General features: G+C 72.0%; 28 protein-coding genes. 6 read left to right on the top strand and 22 right to left on the bottom strand.

Annotated features, from left to right (window positions below):
• Positions 1-17: 17 nt before the first annotated feature.
• The 4 genes from BJ963_RS01705 to BJ963_RS01720 form a co-directional block, all read right to left on the bottom strand.
• Entirely contained in the window at positions 18-923 is a 906-nt protein-coding gene (locus BJ963_RS01705; protein ID WP_179454155.1) for a 3-methyladenine DNA glycosylase, read from the bottom strand.
• Entirely contained in the window at positions 920-1,528 is a 609-nt protein-coding gene (locus BJ963_RS01710) for an HD domain-containing protein (protein WP_179454157.1), read from the bottom strand. Before BJ963_RS01710 ends, BJ963_RS01705 begins: the two co-directional genes overlap by 4 nt.
• 341 nt (positions 1,529-1,869) lie before the next feature.
• On the bottom strand, positions 1,870-2,901 hold the full coding sequence (locus BJ963_RS01715) for a zinc-binding dehydrogenase (RefSeq protein ID WP_179454159.1): 1,032 nt from the start codon (positions 2,899-2,901) through the stop codon (positions 1,870-1,872).
• A complete protein-coding gene (locus BJ963_RS01720; RefSeq protein ID WP_343037212.1) occupies positions 2,898-3,296 on the bottom strand; it encodes a (deoxy)nucleoside triphosphate pyrophosphohydrolase in 399 nt (132 codons plus the stop codon). Before BJ963_RS01720 ends, BJ963_RS01715 begins: the two co-directional genes overlap by 4 nt.
• A gap of 53 nt (positions 3,297-3,349) precedes the next feature.
• Here BJ963_RS01720 and BJ963_RS01725 point away from each other — a divergent pair, with 53 nt between their 5' ends.
• Positions 3,350-4,042, top strand: a complete 693-nt coding sequence (locus BJ963_RS01725; protein WP_179454163.1) for a DUF1345 domain-containing protein — start codon at positions 3,350-3,352, stop codon at positions 4,040-4,042.
• Positions 4,043-4,045: 3 nt separating this feature from the next.
• Here BJ963_RS01725 and BJ963_RS01730 read toward each other — a convergent pair whose 3' ends face one another.
• Positions 4,046-4,345 carry a DUF1905 domain-containing protein gene (locus tag BJ963_RS01730; RefSeq protein ID WP_179454165.1) on the bottom strand — a complete coding sequence of 100 codons (300 nt, stop codon included), beginning with the start codon at positions 4,343-4,345 and terminating at the stop codon, positions 4,046-4,048.
• Between the two features lie 65 nt (positions 4,346-4,410).
• Between BJ963_RS01730 and BJ963_RS01735 the strand changes: the two genes are divergently transcribed.
• Complete coding sequence (locus tag BJ963_RS01735; protein WP_089912729.1) at positions 4,411-4,797, top strand: DUF7144 family membrane protein; 387 nt, start codon at positions 4,411-4,413, stop codon at positions 4,795-4,797.
• Between the two features lie 65 nt (positions 4,798-4,862).
• Positions 4,863-5,489: a hypothetical protein gene (locus BJ963_RS01740; RefSeq protein ID WP_089912725.1), complete on the top strand. Its 627-nt coding sequence runs from the start codon at positions 4,863-4,865 to the stop codon at positions 5,487-5,489.
• Here BJ963_RS01740 and BJ963_RS01745 read toward each other — a convergent pair.
• The 3 genes from BJ963_RS01745 to BJ963_RS01755 all read right to left on the bottom strand — a co-directional run bounded on the left by BJ963_RS01745 (position 5,483) and on the right by BJ963_RS01755 (position 8,271).
• Positions 5,483-6,949 (bottom strand): lipase maturation factor family protein, encoded by a 1,467-nt coding sequence (locus tag BJ963_RS01745; RefSeq protein WP_179454167.1) that lies wholly within the window; start codon positions 6,947-6,949, stop codon positions 5,483-5,485. The two genes, BJ963_RS01740 and BJ963_RS01745, sit on opposite strands and share 7 nt — an antisense overlap.
• Before the next feature lie 62 nt (positions 6,950-7,011).
• Positions 7,012-7,554: an isochorismatase family protein gene (locus BJ963_RS01750; protein ID WP_179454169.1), complete on the bottom strand. Its 543-nt coding sequence runs from the start codon at positions 7,552-7,554 to the stop codon at positions 7,012-7,014.
• Positions 7,555-7,593: 39 nt separating this feature from the next.
• Positions 7,594-8,271 carry an endonuclease/exonuclease/phosphatase family protein gene (locus tag BJ963_RS01755; RefSeq protein ID WP_089912717.1) on the bottom strand — a complete coding sequence of 226 codons (678 nt, stop codon included), beginning with the start codon at positions 8,269-8,271 and terminating at the stop codon, positions 7,594-7,596.
• A 154-nt stretch (positions 8,272-8,425) separates the two neighbouring features.
• On the opposite strand from BJ963_RS01755, the gene ligD reads away from it, so the two are divergent.
• Positions 8,426-9,445 (top strand): non-homologous end-joining DNA ligase, encoded by a 1,020-nt coding sequence (gene ligD, locus BJ963_RS01760; RefSeq protein WP_179454171.1) that lies wholly within the window; start codon positions 8,426-8,428, stop codon positions 9,443-9,445.
• A gap of 58 nt (positions 9,446-9,503) precedes the next feature.
• Here ligD and BJ963_RS01765 read toward each other — a convergent pair whose 3' ends face one another.
• Positions 9,504-10,568: an ATP-dependent DNA ligase gene (locus BJ963_RS01765; protein WP_179454173.1), complete on the bottom strand. Its 1,065-nt coding sequence runs from the start codon at positions 10,566-10,568 to the stop codon at positions 9,504-9,506.
• A 119-nt stretch (positions 10,569-10,687) separates the two neighbouring features.
• Here BJ963_RS01765 and BJ963_RS01770 point away from each other — a divergent pair, with 119 nt between their 5' ends.
• Positions 10,688-11,134 (top strand): SIP domain-containing protein, encoded by a 447-nt coding sequence (locus BJ963_RS01770; RefSeq protein WP_179454175.1) that lies wholly within the window; start codon positions 10,688-10,690, stop codon positions 11,132-11,134.
• 72 nt (positions 11,135-11,206) lie between these two features.
• On the opposite strand, the gene BJ963_RS01775 is transcribed toward BJ963_RS01770, so the two are convergent.
• The 7 genes from BJ963_RS01775 to BJ963_RS19330 form a co-directional block, all read right to left on the bottom strand.
• The gene (locus tag BJ963_RS01775) at positions 11,207-12,052 is read right to left on the bottom strand and encodes an SDR family NAD(P)-dependent oxidoreductase (RefSeq protein WP_179454177.1); all 846 of its coding nucleotides are present in this window, start codon (positions 12,050-12,052) and stop codon (positions 11,207-11,209) included.
• Positions 12,049-12,429, bottom strand: coding sequence for a Fe-S oxidoreductase (locus BJ963_RS01780; RefSeq protein WP_089912701.1), 381 nt, complete (start codon positions 12,427-12,429; stop codon positions 12,049-12,051). The genes BJ963_RS01775 and BJ963_RS01780 overlap by 4 nt, the downstream gene beginning before the upstream one ends.
• Positions 12,426-13,877, bottom strand: coding sequence for a dihydrolipoyl dehydrogenase family protein (locus tag BJ963_RS01785; protein WP_179454179.1), 1,452 nt, complete (start codon positions 13,875-13,877; stop codon positions 12,426-12,428). The genes BJ963_RS01780 and BJ963_RS01785 overlap by 4 nt, the downstream gene beginning before the upstream one ends.
• Positions 13,878-13,984: 107 nt before the next feature.
• Positions 13,985-14,770: a crotonase/enoyl-CoA hydratase family protein gene (locus BJ963_RS01790; protein ID WP_089912697.1), complete on the bottom strand. Its 786-nt coding sequence runs from the start codon at positions 14,768-14,770 to the stop codon at positions 13,985-13,987.
• 10 nt (positions 14,771-14,780) lie between these two features.
• The gene (locus BJ963_RS01795) at positions 14,781-15,662 is read right to left on the bottom strand and encodes an arginase family protein (protein ID WP_179454181.1); all 882 of its coding nucleotides are present in this window, start codon (positions 15,660-15,662) and stop codon (positions 14,781-14,783) included.
• A complete protein-coding gene (locus tag BJ963_RS01800) occupies positions 15,659-16,408 on the bottom strand; it encodes a PspA/IM30 family protein (RefSeq protein ID WP_089912693.1) in 750 nt (249 codons plus the stop codon). Before BJ963_RS01800 ends, BJ963_RS01795 begins: the two co-directional genes overlap by 4 nt.
• Positions 16,409-16,464: 56 nt before the next feature.
• On the bottom strand, positions 16,465-18,531 hold the full coding sequence (locus BJ963_RS19330) for a TPM domain-containing protein (protein WP_179454183.1): 2,067 nt from the start codon (positions 18,529-18,531) through the stop codon (positions 16,465-16,467).
• Between the two features lie 146 nt (positions 18,532-18,677).
• Between BJ963_RS19330 and BJ963_RS01810 the strand changes: the two genes are divergently transcribed.
• Positions 18,678-19,424: a gamma-glutamyl-gamma-aminobutyrate hydrolase family protein gene (locus BJ963_RS01810; RefSeq protein WP_179454185.1), complete on the top strand. Its 747-nt coding sequence runs from the start codon at positions 18,678-18,680 to the stop codon at positions 19,422-19,424.
• Between the two features lie 46 nt (positions 19,425-19,470).
• Here BJ963_RS01810 and BJ963_RS01815 read toward each other — a convergent pair whose 3' ends face one another.
• From BJ963_RS01815 to BJ963_RS01840, 6 genes are read right to left on the bottom strand one after another with little or no spacing between them, the layout of a single operon-like run.
• Positions 19,471-20,103, bottom strand: a complete 633-nt coding sequence (locus tag BJ963_RS01815) for a protein-L-isoaspartate(D-aspartate) O-methyltransferase (RefSeq protein WP_179454187.1) — start codon at positions 20,101-20,103, stop codon at positions 19,471-19,473.
• A gap of 37 nt (positions 20,104-20,140) precedes the next feature.
• On the bottom strand, positions 20,141-21,148 hold the full coding sequence (locus tag BJ963_RS01820) for a BadF/BadG/BcrA/BcrD ATPase family protein (protein ID WP_179454189.1): 1,008 nt from the start codon (positions 21,146-21,148) through the stop codon (positions 20,141-20,143).
• Positions 21,145-22,416, bottom strand: a complete 1,272-nt coding sequence (locus BJ963_RS01825; protein ID WP_179454191.1) for a family 4 glycosyl hydrolase — start codon at positions 22,414-22,416, stop codon at positions 21,145-21,147. Before BJ963_RS01825 ends, BJ963_RS01820 begins: the two co-directional genes overlap by 4 nt.
• 3 nt (positions 22,417-22,419) lie before the next feature.
• Complete coding sequence (locus tag BJ963_RS01830) at positions 22,420-23,331, bottom strand: carbohydrate ABC transporter permease (RefSeq protein ID WP_179454195.1); 912 nt, start codon at positions 23,329-23,331, stop codon at positions 22,420-22,422.
• On the bottom strand, positions 23,328-24,311 hold the full coding sequence (locus BJ963_RS01835; RefSeq protein ID WP_089912672.1) for a carbohydrate ABC transporter permease: 984 nt from the start codon (positions 24,309-24,311) through the stop codon (positions 23,328-23,330). Before BJ963_RS01835 ends, BJ963_RS01830 begins: the two co-directional genes overlap by 4 nt.
• Positions 24,312-24,321: 10 nt before the next feature.
• Complete coding sequence (locus BJ963_RS01840; RefSeq protein WP_179454198.1) at positions 24,322-25,653, bottom strand: extracellular solute-binding protein; 1,332 nt, start codon at positions 25,651-25,653, stop codon at positions 24,322-24,324.
• Positions 25,654-25,709 lie beyond the last annotated feature (56 nt).

The following is a 25,709-nucleotide window of genomic DNA, read 5'->3' on the forward strand; positions in this document are numbered from 1 at the left end:
CCGCCCGCCCGGTTCGATCAGGCGGCCCCGACCCTGTCGCCCTGCCAGGCGGCGAGGATGAGCGCCCGCAGCGCGTTCGACCGCTCGGCGAAGGCGCGCTGGCGCCGGACATACTCGGCCTTGCCCTCCGGCGTCTCGATGGCGACGGGCTCGGCGCCCCAGGGGCGCATGTCGTAAGGCGAGGCCCGCATGTCGAGAAGCCGGATGTCGCGAGCCAGCTCGAAAGCGTCCAGCAGCAGCTCGCCGGGCACGAGCGGGCCGAGCTTCATCGCCCACTTGTAGACGTCCATGCCCGCGTGCAGGCATCCCGGCTGCTCCAGCTCGGGCTGCGTCTCGCGTGTCGGCGCGAAGCGGTTCAGCGGGACCGCGTCGGGGGTGAAGAAGCGGAACGCGTCGATGTGGGTGCACCGCAGTTCGTGCGACTCCACCACCGCATCCGTCGCCTCCCGGCCGAGCCGCAGCGGAACGGGATGCCGGTGCTCGTCCTGCCGGTAGACCATCGCCCACTCGTGCAGACCGAAGCAGCCGAACCGGCCGGGTCGCGCAGCGGTCGAGCGGAGGATGCGCTCCACCCCGCGCACGAGCGGCGCCTTCTCCCGCTCCAGGGCGGCGTGGTCGACGGCCAGCGATCCGGGCGTCGACCCTGCCGTGTACCAGCGCCAGGCGGAGCGCGCATCCCGGTCCGCCCCCTCCAGCTCGACGCCCGGTCCGGGGTGCCAGCGCCGCAGCTGCGCGGGGGAGTAGGAGTAGTAGGTGAACAGGAAGTCCCAGACCGGGTGCTTCTCGCCGCGGGACGCCCGCTCACGGTGGGCGGCCGTCAGGGCATCGGCCCGCTCGGCGTGCGCGCGCTCGCGCGAACGCCAGTCCGGCTCCGCCAGCCGGGTGGGCGGCAGCGTCGGGCGCTCGAGGGAGGTCAGGGTCACCCTTCGAGGATACGTTCCAGCGGGTTGTCGCGGAGCTTCCGCTGCACCCCGCCGTCGACGAGCCGGCGGGCCGACGTGTCCGGCTTCCGCTCGGCCTGGTCGGCGACGCACGAACCGAACTCGGCCGCCAGCTCCAGCCGCGGGAACGCTGTCACGACCTCGCGGAGGAACTCCGCGGGGAGCTCGCCGTCGCGCGCACCCGAGATGTCGAGCGCGGTCGCGATCTCGAGCAGGTGACCCTCGACATCCATAGCCGGGTCGACCTCCGGCCAGTTGTGCCGCACGATGACCTCGTGGGCGCGCACGCGTCGGTCGGCAGGCCAGCCGGCGCCCGCGGTGAGGGCGATGGCGACGTGACCGGCGGCATCCTCGTAGGCGAGGGTGTTGTTGTCGAACTCCGGGACGATGCCCAGGTCGTGGAGCAGCGCGGAGACATAGAGCAGCTCGTGGTCGGGGGTGAGGCCGCGCACCGTGGCGAACGCCTCGGCCCACAGCCACGACCGCTGCACGTGGTTCAGCAAGGACGGCGAGTGGTACGCGGTCGCGATCTCGAGGGCGGCACGGGAGGCGGCGGTGTCGGGGCGGGGGACGTCGGCGATGCGCATGTGCTCATCCTGCCGGATGCGGGCGGCCTGCGGGCCGGGCGTGCGGGGAACGCGGGGCCGGAGGTCGCCCGGGGCGGACGAGGGAACGGAGGCGGTTCGGGAGGCGATGAGCCCGAGCGCCTCCGTTTCCCGCCGTCTCCGCCCGGGACGGGCCGGAACGCCTCCCTTTGCGCCAGATCGCGGCCCGGGAGGCTGCGCCCCGAGCGCCGCGGTGCGTCGGTGAGAAACGGAGGACATCCTGCCGGACACGCCGAGTGGATGCGGGAAACGGAGGAGGGACCGGGCCGCAGGGCCGGCAGCACCTCCGTTTCGGTGCGGCGAGCGGCCGGCCGGCCGGCGCCTCAGCCCGCGGGGTGCAGCACCGCGATGCCGGTCGGCGGCGCGGTGTCCGCCGTCTCGAGCAGCTGCGCGGCCTCGGCGAAGCCGACGGCCCCGCCGACCAGCTGCTGCGGGTTCAGCCGACCGGAGGCCACGAGGTCGAGCATCTCGGGGTAGGCGGCCGCGGCCATGCCGTGGCTGCCCAGGATCTCGAGCTCCCATCCGATGACGCGGTCCAGCGGCAGCTCGGGGACGGCGGTCGCGAGCAGCCCGACCTGCACGTGGCGGCCGAGCCGGCGGAGCGACCGGACGGCCGTCGTCGCCGTGTCGGGCGAGCCGACGGCATCGATCGTCGCGTCGGCGCCTCCGCCGGTCAGCTCCCGCACCCGGTCGTCCGTGTCCGGTGCGGCGACGACCGTGTGCTCCGCTCCGAGACGCGCGGCCAGCTCCAGCGCCGCGGTGGAGCGGTCGACGGCGACGACGCGCGCGCCGAGCGCGGAGGCGACCATCACGGCGCTCAGCCCGACGCCGCCGGCGCCGTACACGGCGAGCCAGTCGCCGGGCCGGATGCGCGCACGGGCCGTCACCGCCCGGTACGCCGTGGCGAACCGGCAGCCCAGGCTCGCGGCCGCATCGGCGGAGAGGCCGTCCGGCACCCGCACCAGGTTGGTGTCCGCCGCGCGGACGGCGACGAGCTCGGCGTGCGATCCCCAGTGCGTGAAGCCGGGCTGGGTCTGCTGCGGGCAGACCTGCGCCTGCCCGGCGCGGCACCACTCGCACGCGCCGCATCCGTTGACGAACGGCGCGGTGACGCGGTCGCCCGGCCGCCAGCGGGTGACGCCGGCGCCGACGGTCTCGACGACCCCGGCGAACTCGTGGCCGGGCACGTGCGGAAGGGCCACGGAGTCGTCGTGGCCCGCCCAGGCATGCCAGTCGCTGCGGCAGAGGCCGGACGCCTCGACCCGGATGACCGCGCCGCCGTCCGGGACGGCCGGGTCCGCAACCTCCGCGACCTCCACCGGTCCGCCGAAGCGCTCGTAGTACAGGGCTCTCACGTGTCCTCCCGGGTCAGTGCGGCGACGGCGGCGAGGTCGGCCTCCGCCCAGTCCAGCTCGTGGAGACGCCGGACCGGCATCCAGAGCAGCTCGTCGTGGTCGGTGCTCTCGACGGGTGCGTCGCCGTCGAGCCGGCAGTCGTAGCAGGCGAGGTCGATCGCCCGGCCGCCGTTTCTCTCGGTCACGGTGCGGTCGAGCAGCGCACCGACGTGGATGCGCACCCCGAGCTCCTCCGCGATCTCGCGGGCGAGCGCGGCTTCCGGGGACTCGCCGGTCTCGACCTTGCCGCCGGGGAACTCCCACCGGCCGGCGGCATCCCTCCCGGGAGCACGGCGGCAGGACAGCACGCGGTCGCCGTCGCGGACGACGGCCGCGACGACGACGAGGGGCTGCACCACTCCATCCTGCCCTGCGCGGGGAGGGGGCAGGACACCGCTAGCATCCAGGTATGTCGCAGAGCGCGCCCGTGCGACGGCCGACGGCCGTCCTCGGCCTGGCCGCGAGCCTCCTGGCCCAGCTGGCCATGATCGTCGTGGGCGTGTGGCTCTACGTCGATGAGGGTGACGATGGCACGACGCTCGGGCTCCTCGCCATCTGGTGCGGGATCGGCACTCTCTACCTGATCGTCGTTTTGATCGTGCTGGGTCGTGTCGCTCGGCGCCCGGCGCCTCCGGGCGGTCGGCTGTCCCCCTGGGAAACGGGACGCCTCGCCCGCATCGTGTCATGGTCGGCCACGGTGTTCTCGAGCCTGATCGGGCTGGCGGCCGCAATCCAGGTGCTCGGATTGCACAACGACCCCGAGGTCGGGACCGCTACCGACGTCGTCGGCGTGTGGTCGATGCTCCTCGCGTGGGGCTTCCTGCACTGGGGCTTCTCGCAGATCTACTACCAGCGCTACTTCGCCGCGGCCGAGCCGATGCTGCGCTTCCCGCATCCCGACGGTGCACCCGCGCCGGTTCCGCGGTTCGTCGACTTCGTGTACTTCGCCTTCACCATCGGAACGACGTTCGCGGCGTCGGACGTGGAGGTGCTCAGCACCCGCATGCGGTGGACCATCGTCTGGCACTCCGTGCTGAGCTACTTCTTCAACGGGCTGATCATCGTGCTCGCGCTGAACACGATCATGTCGGGCGCGCGGTAGCCGTCAGAGCAGGGTCTCGACGCCGATCCGCACCCGGTCGCCGAGCTCGACGCCCTCCGCCCGGCGCACGGCGCCCTTGATCGGAACCACGTACGTGCCGTCCGCCTGCGGGAAGATCGACGTCGCCCAGCGCGAGCCGCCCAGCGTCACCGACACCTTGACGGAGTCGAAACCGGCGGGTGGATGCGGCTGCAGCCGGATCTCCTCGGACACCTCCGGCGGCAGCTGCGCGAAGACCCACAGCTCCCGGCGGGAGGCCCAGCGGAACAGCTCCGCCTCGAACTCGTAGCGATAACCGGCCATATCCGCCAAGCTACCGGTGAAGCGCCCGGGCGAGAAGAGCGCCGCGGCGGAGCGGAGGAGTCGGCATGGCGGCACGTCCAGGATCGGTCACGTTCGTGGCCGTCCTCACCTACATCAACGGCATCCTGAACGTCGTCGGCGGCGTCATCCTGCTGATCGCGCGCGATCAGGTGGCCGCGCCGACGGGCGGCGGGGTCGCCGGCGTCACCACGGCGGCGATCGTCTCGATCCTGCTCGGCGTGATCGTCATCATCGTGGCCCGTGGTCTGCTCCGCGGGAGCTCCGGCGCGCGCGTGGTGGTCACGGTCGTCATGATCGTCGACATCCTCAACGGCGTCCTGCTGCTCTTCACCAACCAGGTGGCGAGCGGCGTTGTGCAGATCCTGTGGTCGCTGCTCATCGTGGTCCTGCTGTTCACGCGCCGGGCGAACGGGTTCTTCGCGGGCCGCTGAATCCCGGGGGCCGATCGGCCAGAATGGGAGGACGGCGTCGTACGGCGCCGGATTCGAGGAGTCCCATGCGCTGGCCGAAGTGGTTCCGCAGGCGCGTCGAGAAGACGACGCGCACGCGTCCGTTCGACGAGCACGCCCTGCCCGAGCCGGTCGCGCCCACGCTCGAGCAGTCCGTCGAGGAGGGCATGCTGCTCGCGGAATACGCCACGCGCATGGCGGTCAAGAACCACATCGTCGTGGACACCATCCAGTACGGCACCGCGTACGACCCGGCGATGCACGCCATGGAGGCGGCGGCGATGCTGCGCGAGCTGGCCTCCGAGCAGGGAGTCGCGGCCGGGCGCATCGAGGAGGAGCTGGAGGCGGCCGAGAAGCTGAGCGGCGACGCCGAGCACCCCCACGACTACCGCCGGGTGGATGCGGACAACCTGCGGTTGCGGCGGGATGCGGCCATCCGGCTGGCGGCGGCGCTGCGGGCGAAGGCGGACTCGGAGGAGGAGCTGCTCGCCCTCGTCGAGCGCGGGCGTCAGGACGCCTGGGACGAGGTCGGCCGTGCCATCGAGGCAGGTCTCGACGCGTTCTCGGGGGCGGAGGCGCTGAAGGCGGACTACGAGCGGGAGAAGCCGGCCCGGCTGAAGCTGCTCATCTGGCGCGACCTCGCCCGCCTGGAGGAGGAGCGCACCGGCTACTGACGGCCGCGCAGGCTCACCGGCGGCACCAGATCGCCGACCTCCGACCGCACCCAGATATCGCCCGTCCGCCGTTTCTCGGCGCGCGTGCTGAAGCGGTAGAGGAACATGCGGGCGCGGATGGCGCGCGGCGGCTCCCCGTCGAAAGGATCGCACCGCAGCAGCTTCAGGGTCGGCGTGTCCGCCTCCAGCAGGCGCAGCAGGAGCACCTCGAACCAGGGCGAGTCGCGCGAGCCGAGGGCGAGGAACCACATCAGCCAGTCGAGCCGCAGGTGGTACGGCGCGAACTGCCTGGGCAGTCGGCGAACGTCGCCGGGTTTGCCCTTGAAGCCGTACTCGAGCCAGTGCGCGCCCGGGTCGGACGGGTCGTCCGCCGTCCCCTCCACGACCACCTCGTACCGTTCCTTCGTCACGCTCCCGAAGGCTCCGTAGGCGTTCACCAGGTGCCAGCGGTTGAAGCTCGCGTTCATCAGCTGGCGGCGTGCGAACAGGTTCTTCAGCGGCGGCCAGCTGAGCACCACCAGGAAGACGGTCACCGCGACCGCGACGAGGGCGTACCAGAGCGGCACGTCGGAGGCGCCGATCCCGCCGACGTCCGCCCCGCCGAAGAGCCACGAGAACACCGGGTCGCTGATGCCGGCGAACGCCAGCACGATCGTGATCCAGTTCAGCCACGCGAAGTTGCCCGTCAGCACCAGCCACAGCTGCGTGAGGATCATCACGGCGGCTGCGACGCTCGCGACCGGTTGCGGGAAGAACAGGAACCACGGAACGACCAGCTGCGCGACATGGTTGCCGAGCACCTCCAGCCGGTGGAACCACTTCGGCAGCAGGTGCGCCGTGCGGCTGAGCGGATTCGGCATCGGCTGGGTCTCGTGATGGTAGAACAGCGCCGTGAGGTCGCGCCACGACCGGTCGCCGCGCATCTTGATCATCCCGGCGCCGAACTCCAGCCGGAACACCAGCCAGCGGACGAAGAAGACGATGGTGATCGGGGGAGCGGTGTCCCACGCGCCCAGGAAAGCGACGACGAACCCGGCCTCGCAGAGCAGGCTCTCCCAGCCGAAGCCGTAGAAGGTCTGCCCGACGTTCACGATCGAGAGGTACAGGAACCATACGATCAGGAACACCGGGACGAAGACGTACGTCGGGGTCGGCTGGAGCACCCCGGCGACGATGAGCGCGGAGAGCACCGCGCCCGTCCAGGCCACCGTGCGCAGCAGCCGGTCCGAGTAGCGCCGGCGGAAGAGCGTCGGCTGCTTCCTGGCGTAGGGATGCCGCAGGAAGCGTCGTACGGGCAGGAGCCCGTTGTCGCCGAGCAGCGCAGGGAACTGGTTCACCGCGGACACGAACGCGACCAGGTACAGCGCGGCCACACCGCGCTCGAGGATCTCACGCGCGATCGTGTAGTCGTCGCCGGCCAGCCAGGCGGTCAGCCACGCCGGGAATTCCACCGGCACCACCCCCGTCGTCGAACGCCATCACCGTACGCCGCCCGCGGCGGCGCGACGAGTCCCCGGTGACCTCAGAGCGGGACGGATGCGGACTCGGCGACGCCGAACAGCTGGCCCGGGTAGCGGAGCCCGTCGAAGTACCGGTTGGTGTGCGCGACGATCTGCTCGCCGGTGATCTCGACGCCGTCCCACTCGGTGTCCGTGGTCGTGTGGGCGTCGGAGACCAGCACGACGTCGTAGCCGCGCACGGCCGCGCTCTGCGCCGTCGTGCGCACGCAGTAGTCGCTCTGCGCGCCCGTGACGACCAGGCGGCCGACGTCGAGGCGCTCCAGCACTTCGTCCAGGTCGGTGTCGGCGAAGGCGTCGCGGTAGTGCTTCAGGATGCGCCGCTCGCCCTCGGATGGGACGAGTCCGTCGGCGAGCTGCCACGGTTCTGAGCCCTCCTCCATCCCGTCCTCCTCGTGCTGCACCCACACCACCGGCGTCCCCGCCGCGCGGGCGCGGTCGACGAGCTGCCGGACGCGCGCGAGAACGCCGTCGGCGTCGAAGCACCCGGGCAGGACGCCCTTCTGGAGGTCGATGACGAGCAGGGCGGAGGGCACGGTGTCGGTCACGTCACCATCCTGCCAGCGCCGGCGCGTCGAGGCGCGGCGTCAGGCCGCGAGCTCGGCGTCCAGCCGGATCGGCCGGTGGTCCGACGCCCCGGCGGGCAGCACATCCACCCGCTCGATCTCGAAGCCGGTCGACGTGACGAAGTCGAAGTAGCCGGAGAAGAACTTGTAGCGCAGGTAGGTCGGCTGCGTCGTGCGCTTGAGCGTGTACCCGGAGGTCGTGAGGTGCCGCTCCAGGCCGCGGATGAACCACGGGTAGTTGAAGTCGCCGACCATCACCGCCGGGGTGCCGGGGGCGAGGGAGCGCATCCCGTCATGGGCCGCCGCGATCTGCTTGCGCCGCAGCGAGTTCAGGGCGGTGAGCGGAGCGGCGTGGAACGACCCGACCAGGATCTCCTCGCCGTTGTCGCGGTCGCGCAGGTGCACGGCGAGCAGCCGCTCGTTCGCCGGAGCGAGCACCCGGTCGTGCAGCGACTTCTGCACGGCGAAGACCTGGCTGTGCAGGATCTCGTAGCGGTCGTCCCGCACGTAGATCGCGAGTCCGAGGCGGTTGGCCCTGGTCGTGTCGGCGAGCACCAGGTGGTGCAGGCGCTCGGGAAGGGCGTCGCTGTCGCATTCCTGCAGGCACAGGACGTCGACGTCGTACGCCTCTGCGATGCCCGTCAGCTCCCCGCTCGCGGCGTGCTTGCGGAGGTTGTAGCTCACGATCCTCAGGGTCATGCACCTCTTCTCGAAGGACCTCGATCGCGGGCGGCACGGATGCGCGCCCGCTCTGCCATTCTGGCCCACTTGTGAGACCGCTCAAGCGACGACGTGTGATCCCACAAGGAATTCACATCGCGGACACCGGCGGTTCGGGCGGTACGGTGGTCGCATGGCAGGCGGCGCTGTAGTCCTCACGGTCCCCGGTCCCGATGGCGACCGAGAGGTGCGGATCTCGAGCCCCGAGCGGGTGATCTTCCCCGAGGCCGGCATCACGAAGCTCGATCTGGCCACCTACCTCGTGGAGGTCGGCGAGGCGTTCGTGCGCGCCAACGGCGACCGCCCGGTGTCGCTGCAGCGCTTCCCGGACGGGATCGACGGCGAGCAGTTCTTCTCCAAGAACCCGCCGCGCGGTGTGCCGGAGTACGTGCGCTCCGTCACCGTCACGTATCCGAGCGGACGCTCGCATCCCCAGCTCGTGATCGACGAGCCGGCGGCGGCCGTCTGGGCCGCGCAGATGAACACGGTGGTGTTCCACCCCTGGCCGTCGCGGGCGGAGGACTCCGACAACCCCGACCAGCTGCGCATCGACCTCGACCCGCAGCCGGGCACCGGGTTCGCCGACGCCGTCCCCGCCGCGATCGAGCTCAGGGACGTGCTCCGGGAGGCCGGGCTCACCGCGTTCATCAAGACCTCCGGCAACCGGGGGCTCCACGTCTTCGCGCCCATCGTCGCCGAGCGGGAGTTCCTCGACGTGCGGCACGCCGTGATCGCGGCGGCCCGCGAGCTCGAACGGCGGATGCCCGACCACGTCACCACGGCCTGGTGGAAGGAGGAGCGCGGGGAGCGGATCTTCGTCGACTTCAACCAGGCGAACCGCGACCGCACGATGGCGGGCGCGTACAGCCCGCGCGCGCTGCCGCACGCCTCCGTCTCCGCCCCGATCACCTGGGACGAGCTGGAGCATGTCGACCCGCGCGACTTCACCGTGCTGACCATGCCGGAGCGCCTGCGCACCGTCGGTGACCCGTGGGAGGACTTCGGCGCGGATCCCGGGACGATCGACGTGCTGCTCGGCTGGTGGGAGCGCGACCTGTCGGACGGCCTCGGGGAGCTGCCGTTCCCGCCCGACTACCCGAAGATGCCGGGGGAGCCGCCGCGCGTGCAGCCGAGCCGCGCGAAGAAGGCGTAGCGGGTCCCGTTCCGCCTCCGCTCCCGCCGGAGATCCGTCGTCGACCGCTGCGGCGGCGTCAGGTCAGGACGTCGCCCAGGTCGTACGCGATCGGCCGGTCGAGCTGCTCGAAGGTGCACGATCGCGCCTCGCGGTCGGGACGCCAGCGCTCGAACTGCGCGGTGTGCCGGAAGCGCATCCCCTCCATCTGGTCGTACCGCACCTCGAGCACGCGCTCGGGCCGCAGCCGGACGAACGACACGTCCTTGCTTCCCGAGAAGCGGCTCCGGTCGGTCTCGCCGGTGACAGCGGCGCCGCTCTCGTCGCGCTCCACCAGCGGCTCCAGCTCGTCGATGAGGGAGAGCCGCTTCGCGTCCGTGAACGCCGAGACGCCGCCCACGTTGCGCAGCTGGCCGTCGTCGCCGTAGAGCCCGACGAGCAGGGAGCCGACGCCTCGCCCGCTGGTGTGGATGCGGTACCCGAGCGCGACGACGTCGGCGGTGCGGTGGTGCTTGATCTTGAGCATCGTCCGCTTGTTCGGCGCGTACGGACCGGCGAGCGGCTTCGCCACCACCCCGTCCAGCCCGGCGCCCTCGAACTCGACGAGCCAGCGGCGGGCGAGGTCGACGTCCGTCGTGGTGCGGGTCAGCTGGAGCGGCGCGGGCAGGTCGCCCGCTAACTCCTCGAGCGCCGCGCGGCGGTCGGCGAACGGCCGGTCGACGTACGACTCGTCGCCGATCGCGAGCAGGTCGAACGCGACGAACGTCGCCGGTGTCTGCTCCGACAGCAGGGTCACGCGGCTCGCGGCCGGGTGGATGCGCTGCGACAGCGCCTCCCAGTCCAGCCGCTGCGCCCCGGCCGGCCCGGTGGGCACCACGATCTCGCCGTCGAGCACGCACGGGCCCGGCAGGAGATGGCGGAACGCCTCCACGAGCTCGGGGAAGTAGCGCGTCAGCATCTTCGAGCCGCGGCTGCCGATCTCCACCGACTCCACGGCGCCGTCGCCCTCGGCGTAGACGATGGCCCGGAAGCCGTCCCACTTCGGCTCGTAGCTGAGACCGCCCGCCACGCTGTCGGGCTCGGGGACGGCGGGAACCGCCTTCGCGAGCATCGGGGCGATCGGGGAGGAGGCGGAGGGGAGCATGCTCCGATCATGCCGCGAACGACCGACCTCGGGAAGGGATGCGGTGCCCCGTGCACATGCTGAGGATGCCGTCGGAGCCGTTGGTTCTGAGGTTAGGCTCACCTATACTCGATCGCGAGATGTACCGTCCCGATCACGCCACCCACACCGCCACGACCGCGCACCACGACGACCGCGTGCAGTTCCTGGTCGTCGGCGACGAGTCCTCGCTCACCGAGCTGGAGGCAGAGCTCGCGCTCCTTCCGCTGTGCGCGCGGGGCCGGGTGTTCGTCGAGGTCGGAGACGAGTCGCAGATCGCCCCGCTCGCGACGCCGATGCGCATGACCGTCACCTGGCTGGTCCGCTCGCGCCGGAGCGGACGCCCCGGCACCGGTGAGCTGTGCGCCCGCGGCGAGGCAGGCGCGCGCGCCGTGCGCGCCTGGTGCGACGAGATGCTGTGCGACGGTCCGGGTGAGACCCGCGCGATCGTCACCGGCGGATTCGCGCTCGCCACCGAGGTGCGCGACCACCTCGTCCACGCGGTCGGCATGTCCGCCGACGCGGTGGCGGCGCCCTCCTTCCGCTGACATCGGTCAGCTGGTTGACGCGACACGCCGTGATGCGCCCGCCTCGCACGGCGTGTTGCGTCAACTCGGCGCTCAGGCCGGGACGTCCAGCCCCACCAGCGCCTCGCTCGCGGCCCACAGGTCGCGCCCGAGCTGCGCGTTCCGCGCCTGCGGATTGACGCGGCCGTTCGCCGTCAGGCGGTCGAAGTACGTCCCGCTCGGCGCGCCGACGCGCGCGGGGCCGGCCAGGAAGAGCAGGGGAGCGGCCCCCGCGGCGACGGGGATGCCGAAGCTGCTCCGCGTCACCAGGTGGCCGAAGCGGATGAGCGGCGACGAATTGCCGAAGTTGGTCGCGATGGTTCCCGGATGGAACGAGTAGGCGGTCACGCCCGTCCCGGTCAGGCGCTCGGCCAGCTCGGCGGCGAACAGGATGGTCGCCAGCTTCGCCGTGCCGTACGCGCGCCAGCCGCCCTGCCAGGGGCGGCGTTCCCAGTCCAGGTCGTCCACGCGGAGATTCCCGAAGCGGTTGGCGAGGCTCGCCGTGGAGACGACCCGCACATCCCGTCCGGTCGCCGCGGTCTCGACGAGCCGGGGGCGCAGCAGTGCGGTCAGCAGGAAGGGCGCCAGGTGGTTGGCCTGGATGGTGCGCTCGTGCCCGTCCACCGTGAGCTCGCGGTCGTGGTAGAGCCCGCCGGCGTTGTTGGCGAGCACGTCGATCGTCTCGTACCGGTCGAGCAGGGCGGCCGCGAGAGACCGGACGTCGTCCAGGCGCTCGAAGTCGGCGAGGAACGGCGTCGCACCGATCCGCTCGGCGACCGCGCGCGTGCGCTCCGGGTTGCGGCCGACCACGGCGACCTCGTCCCCGCCGGCCTTCAGCTGTTCGGCGGCGACGGCGCCGATGCCGGAGCTCGCCCCCGTGATCACGATGGTGCGCGTCATCGGTACCCGCCCTTCTCGAGGCCCGCCTCGATCTCGAATCGGTTGCGGAGCGGATCGCGCCCCGCGAGGAAGTAGAGCAGCGGGAACAGCATCCCGTACCGCTGCCATTGCCGTTTGTGGACCGCCTCGTGCTCGAGCACGTCGTCGGTGACGTTCTGGTCGGTCAGGTAGACGCCGCCGACGCACGAGCCGCCGCGCCCGAAGGTCGCCTTCGGCATGCCGCGGAACACGGTCAGCCCGGCGCGGCGCTCGATGCGCCCGGTGCTCCAGAGGAAGCCCCAGGTCAGGCCGACCGCGGTCGCGTACAGGTATCCGGCGCGGCTCAGGGGCGAATCGAGCAGGATGCGCCCGAGCGGCCCGCGGTCGAAGCCGCTCACTTCTCGGGTCTTCCGTAGGTCTCCAGCAGCCGCAGCCAGACCTCGCTGACCGTCGGGTACGAGGGGACGGCGTGCCAGAGGCGGTCCAGCGGCACCTCCCCGACCACGGCGACCGTCGCCGAGTGCAGCAGCTCGCCGACATCCTGACCCACGAAGGTCACGCCGAGCACGACCCCTCGGTCCTCGTCGACGACCATGCGGGCCTTGCCCTCGTAGCCGTCGGCCACGACGTGCGCCCCGGCCACGCTGCCGATGTCGTAGTCGACGACACGGATGCGGTAGCCGGCCTTCTCCGCCCGTGCGGCGGTGAGCCCGACCGACGCGACCTCCGGGTCGGTGAAGGTGACCTGGGGGACCGCCTGGTGGTCGGCCGTCGCGACGAAGGCGCCCCACGGCTCCAGCGAGACGTCGTGTCCGTGCGCGCGGGCGGCGATGGCGTCGCCCGCCGCACGCGCCTGGTACTTGCCCTGGTGGGTGAGCAGCGCGCGGTGGTTCACGTCGCCGACGCCGTAGAGCCAGCCGCCGTCGACCGGGCGGCCGTCGGCTCCGAGCACGCGCATGCTGTCGTCGACGTCGAGCCAGGCGCCGTCCTCGAGACCGAACGCGTCGAGCCCGATGCCGAACGTCCGGGGGAGGCGGCCGGTGGCGACGAGGAACTCGTCCGTCTCGAGCACGCTGCCGTCGTCGAGGCGGATGCGGAAGCCCTCGTCCTCCGTGCGCTCCACCTGCTCGGCGCCGGAGTAGAGGTGCAGGGTGACGCCGAGCTTCTTCAGCGACTCGACGACCATCTCGCCGGCGAACGGCTCGTCGCCGGTCAGCAGTCCGCTGCGCGCGATGAGGTGCACCTGGGTGCCGAAGCCGGCGTAGGCGGTGGCCATCTCGGTGGCGACGACGCCCCCGCCCAGGATGGCCAGGGAGACCGGGACGCGCTGGGCGCTCGTGGCCTCACGGCTCGACCACGGCTCGCTCTCGCGCAGCCCCGGGATATCGGGCATCAGGGCGGCGGACCCGGTGGAAACCGCGACCGCGTGCTTCGCGCGCAGCACGGTGACCGTTCCGTCCTCCGCCGTGACGGTGACCTCGCGCGGGGCGGTGATGACGCCCCAGCCGCGCTCCAGGTCGATCCCGGCGCCGGTCAGCCATTCGACCTGGCCGCTGTCGTTCCAGTTGCTGGTCATGTCGTCGCGCCGCTTGAGCACGGCCGCGACGTCGAGCGGACCGGTGACCGCTTCCCGCGTCCCTCCGACCTTCTGGGCGGCGCGCAGCAGCGCTCCGCTCCGCAGCAGTGTCTTGGAGGGCATGCACGCCCAGTAGGAGCACTCGCCGCCGACGAGCTCGGACTCGACGATCACCGTCCGCAGACCGCCCTGGACCGCTCGGTCGGCGACGTTCTCGCCGACGGCGCCCGCTCCCAGCACGATGACGTCGTAGTCCTTGATCTCGCTCATGTCTTCTCCCTGCCGCCTGCCGGCCGCCTTCGATCGTGTGTCGGATGTGTGTCGTGTGATGCGTGGTCGTCGTCCGTGGAGTTCGTCGCGCGCTCTGGATCGGATGGCTACCGCCCGACGAACCGCGCCTCCGTGCGGGTCAGGAACGCCTCCATGCCGATCCGGGCGTCCTCGCTGCCGACCAGCCGCACGAGGGCCGGCTGCAGCTCGGCCTCCGCCGCGGCGTCGCCGTCGCGCACGGCGCGCTTCGCGTTGGCGAGCGCGGCCTGGACCGCCAGGGGCGCCTGCGCGGCGATCCGCTCCGCGAGCTCGAGGGCCCGGTCGAACTGCTCGCCGTCCTCGACGACCTCCTGCACCAGGCCGATGCGGTGCGCCTCGGCGGCGTCGAACAGGTCGCCCGTGAGGATGTACCGCATCGCGTTGCCCCAGCCCACCGCGCGGGGGAAGCGGAGCGTGGCGCCGCCGAACGGCAGGATGCCGCGGGTGACCTCGATCTGCCCGAACCGGGTGCCGCGGGCGGCGACCGCGATGTCGGAGGCGAGGATGAGCTCGATGCCGAGCGTGAGGCACGTGCCCTGCACGGCGATGACGACGGGCTTGCTGAGCGGTGTGCCGGAGACCTGCCAGGGGTCGATGCCGTCCTCGTCCACGAAGGAGAGGCCGTCTCGGCCGATCCGCGGGCCGAGGTCGGCGAGGTCGAGGCCGGCGGTGAAGTGCTCGCCGACGGCGTGCACCAGGCCGACGCGCAGGTCGGGGTCGCGTTCCAGCTCTCCGTACGCCAGCGCGAGCCGGCTCAGCAGCTCGAAGTCGGCGGCGTTGCGCTTCTCGGGCCGGTTCAGGCCGATCAGCAGCACGTGTCCGCGCCGTTCGGTCAGGATCTTGGGCTCGCTCATGGCTCCCAAGCTACCGCGCCCCGTCCGAGCCGGCCGGGGCCTGCGACGCGGTCGGGCCGGTCAGCGCCCCGAGGATGCGGAGGATGACCGGGAGGTCGTGCGCCGCGGCGTCAGGGTTCTCCGGCGCGAACTCCATGAGGCCCGCCCCGGCGAGCTCGAACCGGCGGCGGAGCGCACGGATCGCCTCGGTGAGGCGCTCCGGGAGCACGCCGAACGGCTCGGGGTAGCCGATCCCGTCGATGGCGGACGGGTCGAGCACATCGAGGTCGATGTGCACGTACACCGCCGTCGCTCCGGTGGCCGCCACGGCGTTCACGATCGCCTCCGGGTCGTCCAGCTCGCCGGGGGAGACGACACGGATGCCGTTCTGCTCCACGAAGGCGGACTCCCCGTCGTCCAGTGCTCTGACGCCGGCGAGGACCAGCTGGGCGGGTGCGAGCCGCGACTCCCCGGCGGACGCGAGCCCATCGGGCCCGTCGCCGAGGAGCGCCCGCAGCACCATGCCGTGGAAGGCGCCGGACGGCGACGAGTCGACGTCGTTGAGGTCGCCGTGGGCGTCGAACCACACCACCGCCACCGACCCGGGTGGATGCGCGGCGAGCGCGTGCTGGACGGGCGCGAGCTCCGCCCCGCAGTCGCCGCCGACCGTGACGACCGGTGCCTCCAGCAGGGCGAGCTCGGCCTCGGTCGCCTCGCGGACCGCCGCGAGGGACGAGAACCGGTTCACCCCGCTGCCCAGCGACTCGCCCGCGGCGGCCGGCACCGGCACCTGGTGGGTGCGGGCGCCGGGGAGGTCGCCGCGGATGGCGTCGGCGCCGTCGATCAGGCGCATGGCCCGCGACGACCCCGACCCCTGCCACTGCGGGACGACGAGGAAGGACGCGCCGCTCACCCCTGGGCGCCCGAGGTCACGGCCCCCTGCGACCCTCCGCCGGACTTGAGCGCGGCGAGCCTGGCCTCCACCTCGGTCAGCTCGCCGAGGTCGTCGAGCTGCTCGAACTGCGCGTCGAGGCTCGAGGCGGCGAGCTCCTGCGCGCCCCGGACCTTGGCCTCCTCGCGGCGGATCTTCTCCTCGAAGCGTGCGACCTCGCTCGTGGGATCCATGATGTCGACGCTCTTCACGGCATCCATCACCTGGGCCTGCGCCTGGGCGCTCTTCGCGCGGGCGATCAGCTCGGAGCGCTTGCTCTTCAGCTGCTCCAGCTTCTCCTTCATCGCGTTGAGGCCGGTCTTGAGCTTCTCGACCACCTCGGTCTGCGCGGCGATCTGTGGCTCCGCGGCCTTCGCCTCGTTCTCGGAGGAGATCTGCCGCTGCAGGGCGACCTTGGCGAGGTTGTCGAACTTGTCGGCGTTCGCGGCGTCGCCGGAGGCGCGGTACTGGTCGGCCTGCCGGCTGGCGGCGAGCGCCTTGTCGCCCCACTCGGCGGCGGCCTCCACATCTTCGCGGTGGTCGTCCTCGAGCAGCCGCAGGTTGCCGATCGTCTCGGCGATCGCGCTCTCGGCGTCGGCGATGCTGTTGGTGAAGTCGCGGACCATCTGGTCCAGCATCTTCTCCGGGTCCTCCGCCTGATCGAGGAGCGCGTTGATGTTCGCTCGCAACAGTTGCGAGATCCGTCCGAAGATGGACTGCTTCGCCATGTGCTCTTCCTTTCGCTCCCGCCCCCGTTGGGCGCTTGTGAGGTGTGTCCGGCGGTTCAGAACCGTCCGCCGCCACGTCGGCTGCGGGTTCCCCCGCCGCCGAAGCTTCCTGCGCTGAAGCCGCCGCCGCCGCTCCTGGTGCGGCTGCCGCCCCCGCCGAACCCGCCGCCGCCCCAGCTCCCGCCGCCGAATCCACCGCCGCCCATGCCGCCGCGCAGCACGGAGTCGATGAGGATGCCGCCGAGGATGGCGCCCATCGCCCCGCCGCCGCCGCGGCCGGAGGTGCCGCCGCCGAAGATGTCGCCGAGGCCCCCGCCCATCCCGCCGGGGTCGGGCTGGAAGCCGCCGACGTCCTGCTGGGCGAGCTGCGTCGCCTGGTCGGCGAGTTCGGCCGCGCGTTGCGCGAGGGCCAGGGCGGACACCGCATCCGTCGCCGCCGTCTGCTCGGCCTGGACGACGAGCCGGGCGGCCTCCGCCAGCCGTGTGCGGGCCTCGGCCCCGACGGCTCCGCGTCGTGCGGTGATGAAATCCTCGCACGCGGACACGCGCGCCTTCGCGGTCATCAGGGTCTGCTGCAGCGCCGACTGGGCGCGCTGCGCCTGTGCCCTGGCGTCGCGGACGCCCCGGAGGACGCCGTCGATCGAGCGGTTGGCGGCGTCGAGCCGCTGGGCGAGTTCGAGCGGGTTGACCCGGCCTGCGGACAGGGCCGTCTGGACATCGGTCACGGTCTGCTCCGTGCCGGCGACCGCGGCCGCGATGGCGCCGCCGGGGTCGCTGGTGCCGGCCAGGGCCCGCGCCTCCGCCAGATCGCTGCGGAGCTCGGCGAGCGTGCCGTCGAGCGACTGCTGCGCAGCGGTCAGGTCGGCGCCGAGCCGGTCGACCGCATCGAGGAGCAGACCCGCCTGGTCCGCCGACTCCTCCGCCGCGCGGACGCCGACGGCCGCGGCTCCGGCGTCGCCCGACGCCGCCTTCTGCGCCGCGCCCGCCAGCGCGGTGCCCGTGAAGTCGAGGCGCTGCGTCGCCTGGTCGATGTTGTCCCGGACGGTGCCGAGCGCGGCGTCGGTGTAGCGCTCGGCGAGCCCGTCGAGGGTGGCGCGCGTCGCCGCCAGCCGCTGCCGCAGCGCGGTGGCCTGCCCGGCGATCTCCGCACTCGCCTCGGGGATGCGCTTCTCGATCGACCGCAGCTCGTCGAAGGCATCGGCCTGCGCATCCAGCGCCTGGTTGGCGGTGGCGCAGAGCTGCACGATCCGGATGTTCCACTCGCGCCGCTGCTCGTCCGTGTCCGGCTCTGCGTCGTCGAGCCGCTGCTTCAGCGTGAACGCCTCGCGCAGCTGCCCCTTCGCCGTGTCGAGGGCGGACTGGAACGGCACCACCGCCTCCGCCCCGTACTGCGCTGTGGCGAAGCCGAGCTCCTCCTCGCTGGTGCGGATCGCGTCGTCGGTCTGCACCAGTGCGGAGCCCGCGCGTCGTTCGAGGTCGGCGAGGGAGATGGTCTGCAGCTCGCTCTGCGGAGTGGTGGGCCCCTCCGCCGCCTTCTTCTTCCGCGAGCCGCGCGAGCGCACCACCAGGAACACGACGAGCCCGATGACGAGGACGCCGATGACGAACACCCAGAAGAACGCCGCGCCGCCGCCCCCTCCGACCGCGTCGCCGAGCCCGTTGGCGGCAGCGACCGCCGCCCCGGTCCAGTCGCCGGCGTGGAGCTTGGGCTCGACGTCGTTCCGCTCGATCGCGTCGAGCTGGTCGGCGCTCACCGGGCCGTTGTCGTCTCCGGACAGGTAGTACGTGCGACCGTCGGTCGAGACGGCGAGCAGGTAGTCGCGCTGCCCGAGGCCGTTGCGCGCCGCCGTCTCGTTGGCCCAGTCCGCCGCCTCGGTCGGGTCGGTGAACCGGTCGACATAGACGACGTAGAGGTCGATGCGGTGGTCGTCGTACAGCTTCTTGGCGGCCGCCGCGATCGTGGCCTCCTGCGTCCCGCTGAGCACCTGCGCCTGGTCGACGACGTGACTCGGACCCAGATCGACCGGGTCCTGGGCGGAGGCCGGAGGCGCGGCGAGCAGCGCCGGCCCCACTACGAGCCCGAGCGCCAGCAGGGCTCCGGTCAGCAGACGTCGCAAGCGCATCCACCCACTCTCTCGGGTCCGGCTGATACCCAGCCGAGTCTATTGGTGCTCTCCGACAGTGTCACTGTTTCCGCCTGTTACGGCCACCCGTGCGCACGGCCGGGAGTGCTGCTGTGATGGTGTCAGCCGGTCGAGAGGAGGAGCGCATGCAAGAACAGCCGACCCTCGCCGTCGTCGAGGCCACGCGCTTCCGCCGTCACGATCCGGCCTATCACGACTACGTCCAGCTGCTCGTCGGCAATGTCATCGCCGAGGCGGAGGAACAGGGCTGGCGCGTCGACCGGCTTGCGGCCGACCGCGGGGCCGACGCGCTCCTGGCCGAGACGGAGACCGCCGACGCGGTCGTCATCGTCGGCGGGGAGGACATCCACCCCGACTTCTACGGCGGCCGGACCGGCTACGCCAACGAGTCGCGTCACCTCCCGGCGGCCGACGCGGCGCAGATCGCGCTGGTGCACGCCGCCCTGGTGCGCGGGACGCCGCTCCTCGGCATCTGCCGGGGGCTGCAGATCGTGAACGTCGCACTGGGCGGAACGCTGGTGCAGGACCTCGGCGAGGAGTGCGCCCACGTGAACCGCGGCGTCCCCATCCCGCAGGTGCTCACCACGCACACCGTGCGGGTCGATGCGGGCAGCCGGGCTGCAGACCTGCTCGGCGCCGGATCGCTCGAGGTGCGCAGCGCCCACCACCAGGCCGTGGATGCGCTCGGCGCCGACCTGCTCGTGACCGCCCGGTCGCACGACGGGCACGTCGAGGCGATCGAGCACGCCGACGCGCCGCTGCTCGCGGTGCAGTGGCACCCGGAGGACATCGCGGCGCCGGCCGGACAGCTCGCCGCGCTGCTCGGAGCGCTGCGGCTCGCCGCCCCGGCGCGCGAGGTGGTCGCTGCCTGAACCGCCCGCGCACTCCGCCCGCGCACTCCGGACGCGCCGCCCGCGCTCAGCCGCGGGGAGGACGCTCCGGCCAGCCCTGCTCGCCCAGCAGCGGAACGAACGCGACACCGCCGAGGTCCGTCTCGCGCACCGACCCGTCGTCGGCGCGCGTGAACAGCGCGAGATGCTGCGCGCCTCCCGGCCGGCCGACCGGCATCACCACCCGGCCGCCCGGCGCCAGCTGCGCCCACCAGGCATCGGGGACGTCCGGGCCGGTCGCCGCTGCGAGGATGACGTCGTACGGAGCACCGGACGGCCAGCCCAGCGTCCCGTCGCCGGTCACGACCTCCACCCGGTAGCCGAGCGCGTCCAGCGTCGCCGCGGCGCCCACCGCGAGGCCGGGATGCCGTTCGATGCTCACGACACGATGCCCGAGCAGCGACGCGACGGCCGCCGCGTATCCCGACCCCGTGCCGACGTCCAGCACCACGTCCTCCGGGCCGATCCGCGCGGCCTGCAGCATCAGCGCCACGATGTACGGCTGCGAGATGGTCTGGCCGTCGCCGATGGGCATCGGGTGGTCCTCGTAGGCGTACGGCGCCGCCGACGGCTCCACGAACAGGTGCCGGGGCACACGTCGCATCGCGTCGAGGACGCGCTGGTCCTCGATCCCGCGCGGGACGAGCTGCTGCTCGACCATCCGCGCCCTCTCGACGTCGCGATCGTTGTCCGTGAGGCTATTGAACCACCGCGGCCGGTCGCTCCTCCAGAGTGCGTCGCGCGGCAGCGAGGGCCGAACGGCCCGCGCCGGCGGACTCCAGCGCCAGGAGGGCGGCACCGAGGATGGGCGCTGCCGTGACGAGCTCCATGCGTGCCGCGGGCGCGCGTTCGGCGAGCAGCCGTTCGATGGTCCCGAGCAGCCGTTCGTCGCGGCCGCCGATGACACCGCCGCCGAGCACCACCGGCACCGGCCGGTCGAGCAGGTCGAGCCGGCGCAGCGTCGTCACGGCCAGCGTCGCGATCTCCTCCGCCTGCTCGTCGATCAGTGCGGCGGCGACCGCGTCGCCCCCGCGGGCGACGGCGAACACGGTCGGGGCGAGCCGCGCGAGGTCGCGGTTGGGAAGGCGGCCGAAGTGCAGGGCCTCGATGACCCCCTGGACGCTGTCCAGCCCGAACGCCGCGGGGACCGCCCGCGCGAGCTCCGTCGCCGGACCGCGCCCGTCGACCGCCCTCGCCGCATGCCAGAGGGCGCGCTCGCCGAGGTGCCAGCCGCCTCCCCAGTCGCCCGAGATGGTGCCGAGCGACGGATAGCGGACCACGGCGCCGTCCGCGCGGACGCCGACGCAGTTGATGCCCGTTCCGCAGACGACGGCGACGGCGTCCGGCTCGTCGGTTCCCGCCCGCAGCAGGGCGAACAGATCGTTGTCGACCGTCGCGGCCGCCCACGGCGTGCCGGCGATGCTCGCCCGGAAGTCGACGATCTCGGTCGGCAGGTCGAGGCCCGAGAGGTAGAGATTGGTCGCGGCGATCGGCCGGGGCCCGGTCTGTTCGAGCAGGCGGCCGATGAGGGCGGAGACGAGATCGGCCGAGCCGCGCATCCCGATGAGGTGCGGGCTGGATGTCGTGCCTCTCGCCTCGGCCACCACCGTCCCGTCGAGCTCGAGCGCCACCGCGTCCGTCTTCGATCCGCCGCCGTCGACGGCGATCACGAGAGGCGCGTCGAGGGGCGCGTCGTCGTCGGTCACTTGGCCCACTCCAGGTGGTCGCGGTTATGGGAGATCAGCAGGTCGGTCAGCCGCTCGGCCCGATCGTACTGACCGACCAGGGGATGCGCGAGCATCGCGCGCAGCACCCGGTCGCGTCCACCGTTGACCGCGGCGTCGAGGGCGAGCCGCTCGTACCCGGCGACGTGTGCGATCAGCCCGGCGTGGTCGGCGGGCAGCGGCTCGATCGGCAGGGCGGTGACGCCGCCCGCATCCACCGTCGCCGAGACCTCGATCACGTGGTCGTCGGGCAGGAACGGCAGCGCGCCGTCGTTGCGGAGGTTCACCACCTGCACGTCGCCGCGGTCGCCGGTCAGCGACGCGATCAGGTCGACGGCGGCCTCCGAGTAGAAGGCGCCCCCGCGCTGGGAGAGCTGCTCTGGCTTGGTGTCGACCGCGGGGTCGCCGTACAGCTCCAGCAGCTCGCGCTCGACGCGCTGCACGGCTTCGGCGCGAGTGGGGGAGTCGAGCTGCTCGCGCAGCACCTCATCGTGCGCGTAGTAGTAGCGCAGGTAGTAGCTGGGCACATCGCCGAGCAGCCGGATGAGCGAGGCGGGCAGCTCGACCTCCTCCGCGAGCTGCTCCAGCCGTGTGCCGAGCAGCTCGGGCAGGGCGTCGCGGGTGCCGGAGTCGTCGGTGACGAGGGCCGACCGCTCCCACGTCAGGTGATTGAGGCCGACGTGACCGAGCTGCACCTGTGCGGGCGCGACGCCGAGCATCCCGGCGAAGCGCCGCTGGAATCCGATGGCGACGTTGCAGAGGCCGACCGCGCGGTGGCCCTCCTGCAGGAGGGCGCGGGTGACGATGCCGACCGGGTTGGTGAAGTCGACGATCCAGGCGCCGGGCTTCGCATGCCGGCGGACGGCGTCGGCGACGCGCAGCACCACGGGAACGGTCCTGAGTGCCTTGGCGAAGCCGCCGGGGCCGGTCGTCTCCTGTCCGATGCAGCCGCACTCGTGCGGCCAGGTCTCGTCGCCGTGACGCGCCGCCTGGCCGCCGACCCGGAGCTGGATGAGCACCACGTCGGCATCCGAGACGCCCGCCACGAGGTCCGAGGTGGGCACGACGCGGCCCGGGTGGCCGGCCGCGCGGAACATGCGCCGGCTCATCCCGCCGACCAGGCGCAGGCGCTCCGGATCGGGGTCGACCAGCCAGAGCTCCTCGATCGGGAGCAGGTCGCGCAGCCGCGCGAACCCGTCGATGAGCTCGGGGGTGTAAGTGGAGCCGCCTCCGACGACCGTCAGTTTCACGTGTTATCCCTTCACGCCGGTGAGTGTGATGCCCTCCACGAAGACGCGTTGGGCGAAGAAGAAGATGAGGACGACCGGGACGGTGACGAGCATGGTCATCGCCATGGTCAGCCCCCAGTCGGTGCCGTGGACGCCGCGGAACGACGCGAGGCCGTAGGCCACCGGCCAGGCGGCCGGGTTCTCCGAGGTGTAGAGCAGCGGCCCGTAGTAGTCGTTCCAGGAGGCGAAGAACAGGAAGATCGCTGTCGCCGCGATGCCCGGCTTCGCCATCGGCAGCACCACCCGCCACAGCACCCCGAACTCCCCGTTGCCGTCGATGCGGGCCGCGTCGGCGTACTCGCTCGGAATGGTGAGGAAGAACTGCCGCAACAGGAAGATCGAGAAGGCGTCGCCGAGCAGGTTCGGCAGGATAAGAGGCCACAGCGTGCCGGTCAGCCCCAGCTGCGACCACATCACGTAGATCGGGATCGCCGTCACCTGCGGCGGGAGCAGCATGGCGATGATGATCACGGTGAACAGCACGCCGGAGCCGCGGAAGCGGATCTTGGCGAGCGCATACGCCGCGGGAACGCTCGAGATCAGCATGAAGGCCGTGGCGAGCACCGCATACATCGCGGAGTTGGCGAACCACTGCGCCAGCGGCACCGTCGTGAACACCTTCACGTAGTTGTCCCAGTGGAACGGCTGCGGCCAGAGCGAGGCGGTCAGGGTCTGCTCGCTCGACATCAGCGAGGTGAGGAAGACGAAGACCACGGGCGCGATGAACAGCACCGCCAGCACGACGAGCACGGCGTGCTCGGCGATCCAGGCGAGGATGCGGCGGGCCCGGGCCGAGCGCGGTGTCGGGATGCGGCGGGGCGGCGGCGCCGGGCTGTCCGTCGTCGCGCTGCCGGGGGTGAGGGTGGCCGAGGTCATTGCGCGCCTTCCGGGGTGAACGCCTTGAAGCGGCGGAGCAGCAGGATGAGGACGACGGCCGCCACCACGAACAGCAGCACCGCGAGGGCGGATGCGTAGCCGAGCTGGTACGTGCCGAAGCCGCGGACGTACAGCCACTGCGTGTAGGTGAGGAGCGAGCCGTCCGGGTAGCCGAGGTTGGAGCTGATGCCCTGCCCCACGACGGCTTTGCCCGACGCGACGGAGGAGGCGACAGCCGCCTCCGTGAAGTACTGGATCGCAGCGATGACGCCCGTCACCGCTGCGAAGAGCAGCACGGGAGCGATCGACGGCAGCGTGACGTACCGCACCTTCTGCGCACCGCTCGCGCCGTCCAGCGAGGCCGCCTCGTACTGCTCGCGGGGCACATCCAGGAGGGCCGCCAGGAAGATGATCATGACGTCGCCCATCACCCAGATGCCCAGCAGCACCAGGGAGGGTTTCGACCAGGCAGGGTCGTTGAACCACAGCGGTCCCTGGATGCCGAAGAAGCCGAGGATGTGGTTCACCGGCCCGGTGCCCGGGTTGAACAGGAAGACGAACGCGACGACGCTCGCCACCGGCGGCACCAGGGCGGGCAGGTAGAACACCGTCCGCCAGAAGCCGGATGCGCGCCGCGCCCGGGCGAGGAGCCCGGCGACGATCAGCGCGAACGCCGTCTTCACGGGAACCCAGATCACGACGAACCACAGCGTGTTGAGGGTCGCCAGCCACACGTTCGGGTCCTGCGTGAACAGGTACTGGTAGTTGCGGAGGCCGATCCACTGCGGCGGCGAGACGAGGTCGAACCGGGTGAACGAGTAGTAGACGGAGGCGATCAGCGGGTAGACGAAGAAGATGAGCAGCCCGAGCAGGGCGGGCGCGAGCAGCGCGAGCGTCACCAGGGAGCGCCGGCGGCGGGCGGGGGAGCGGCGCGTGGGGCGGGCGGTGGCCCGCCCCACGCGTTCTGCGGTCGCGGTCATGGCGTCCGGCTCACGGCCCGGTGCTCAGCGCGAGGGCGTCGTCGATCTGCTTGTCGACCGACTTCAGTCCGGCATCCAGGTCGCCGCCCTGGCTCTGGTACTTGTTCCACCAGTCCTGGAGCGACTGCTGGTAGCCGGGGCCGAGCGGGCTCGGCGGCGTGGTCTGGACGTTCTTGTCCGACGCGATGTCGAGGAACGTCTTGTACTGCTCCGAGACCTCCAGCTTCGGCGAGGCGAGCGCATCCTTCGTCGTCGGCACGTTCTTGAGGCCGTTCGCGAGCTTCACGATCGCGTCCGTGTCGGTGGTCAGGTAGCGCAGCAGCGCCCAGGCGAGCTCCGGCTGCTTCGAGCCCTTCGAGATGCCGATGATGTTGCCGGTGATGTAGCCGCCGCCGTACAGCTGCGACTGGTCGTCGGCCGTCGGGAACGGCGCCGTGCCGTAGTGCAGGTCCTTGGCCTGGTCGTCGATGAACGCCGTGCGGTATTCGCCGTCGAGGTTCATGGCGACCTGCCCGGTCTGGAAGGCGTTGTCGGCGGAGAACTCCTGGCCGAGCCCGGAGGTGAAGGCGTTGAGCTTGTCCCAGCCGATGGTGTCGACGAACTTCTTCTGCCAGTCGATCAGCTCCTTCCAGCCGGCGCTGGAGCCGACCGCGCTGGTGCCGTCGGACTTCAGCCACTTCGCGTCGGCGGCGGGGCCGACGTGGGCGGCCGAGTTCTCGTACCAGCCCATGGTCGGGTTGAAGCCGAGGGTCTTGATCGAGCCGTCCGTGTTGAACGTCGTCAGCTTCACGGCCATCGACTCCAGCTCGCTCAGCGTCTTCGGCGGAGCGGTGTAGCCGGCGGCCTTGAGCAGGTCGGTGTTGTAGTAGAGGCCGTAGACGTCGGCGAGCATCGGCATCGCGCAGCGGGTGCCCTTGAACTCGGTGTACGACTTCACGGTGTCCGAGAACTGGCTCATGTCGACGCCGTCGCGCTCGATCACCTTGTTGAGGCTGCGGAAGGCGCCGTTCGAGCAGAAGTTGCCGACGATGTCGGTCGAGTACGAGAGTCCGACGTCGACCTTGCTGCCGGTGGCGATCGCCTTCTGCAGCTTCTCGTCGTCCTGCCCGGAGTGGACGTCGACCTTGATTTTCGGGTACTTCTTCTCGAAGTCGTCGACGACGGACTGGATGACCTTCGCCTCGCGGTCGGAGAAGAAGTGCCAGAACGACACGGTGCCGCTGAGGTCCTTCGGGGTGCTCGCGGCGAAGTCGGTGCCGCCTCCGCCGCCGGAGCAGCCGGAGAGGGCGAGCGCGGCGGCGGCGGTGACCGCTGCCGCGGCGATGAGATGGCGGTGTTTCACGGGTGGCTCCCTCACTGTCGGTGGGTGCAGGTGTGGTGGTGCGGGATGCGGTGGTG

The sequence above is a fragment of the Leifsonia soli genome (assembly GCF_013408745.1).
GTDB classification, from domain to species: domain Bacteria; phylum Actinomycetota; class Actinomycetes; order Actinomycetales; family Microbacteriaceae; genus Leifsonia; species Leifsonia soli.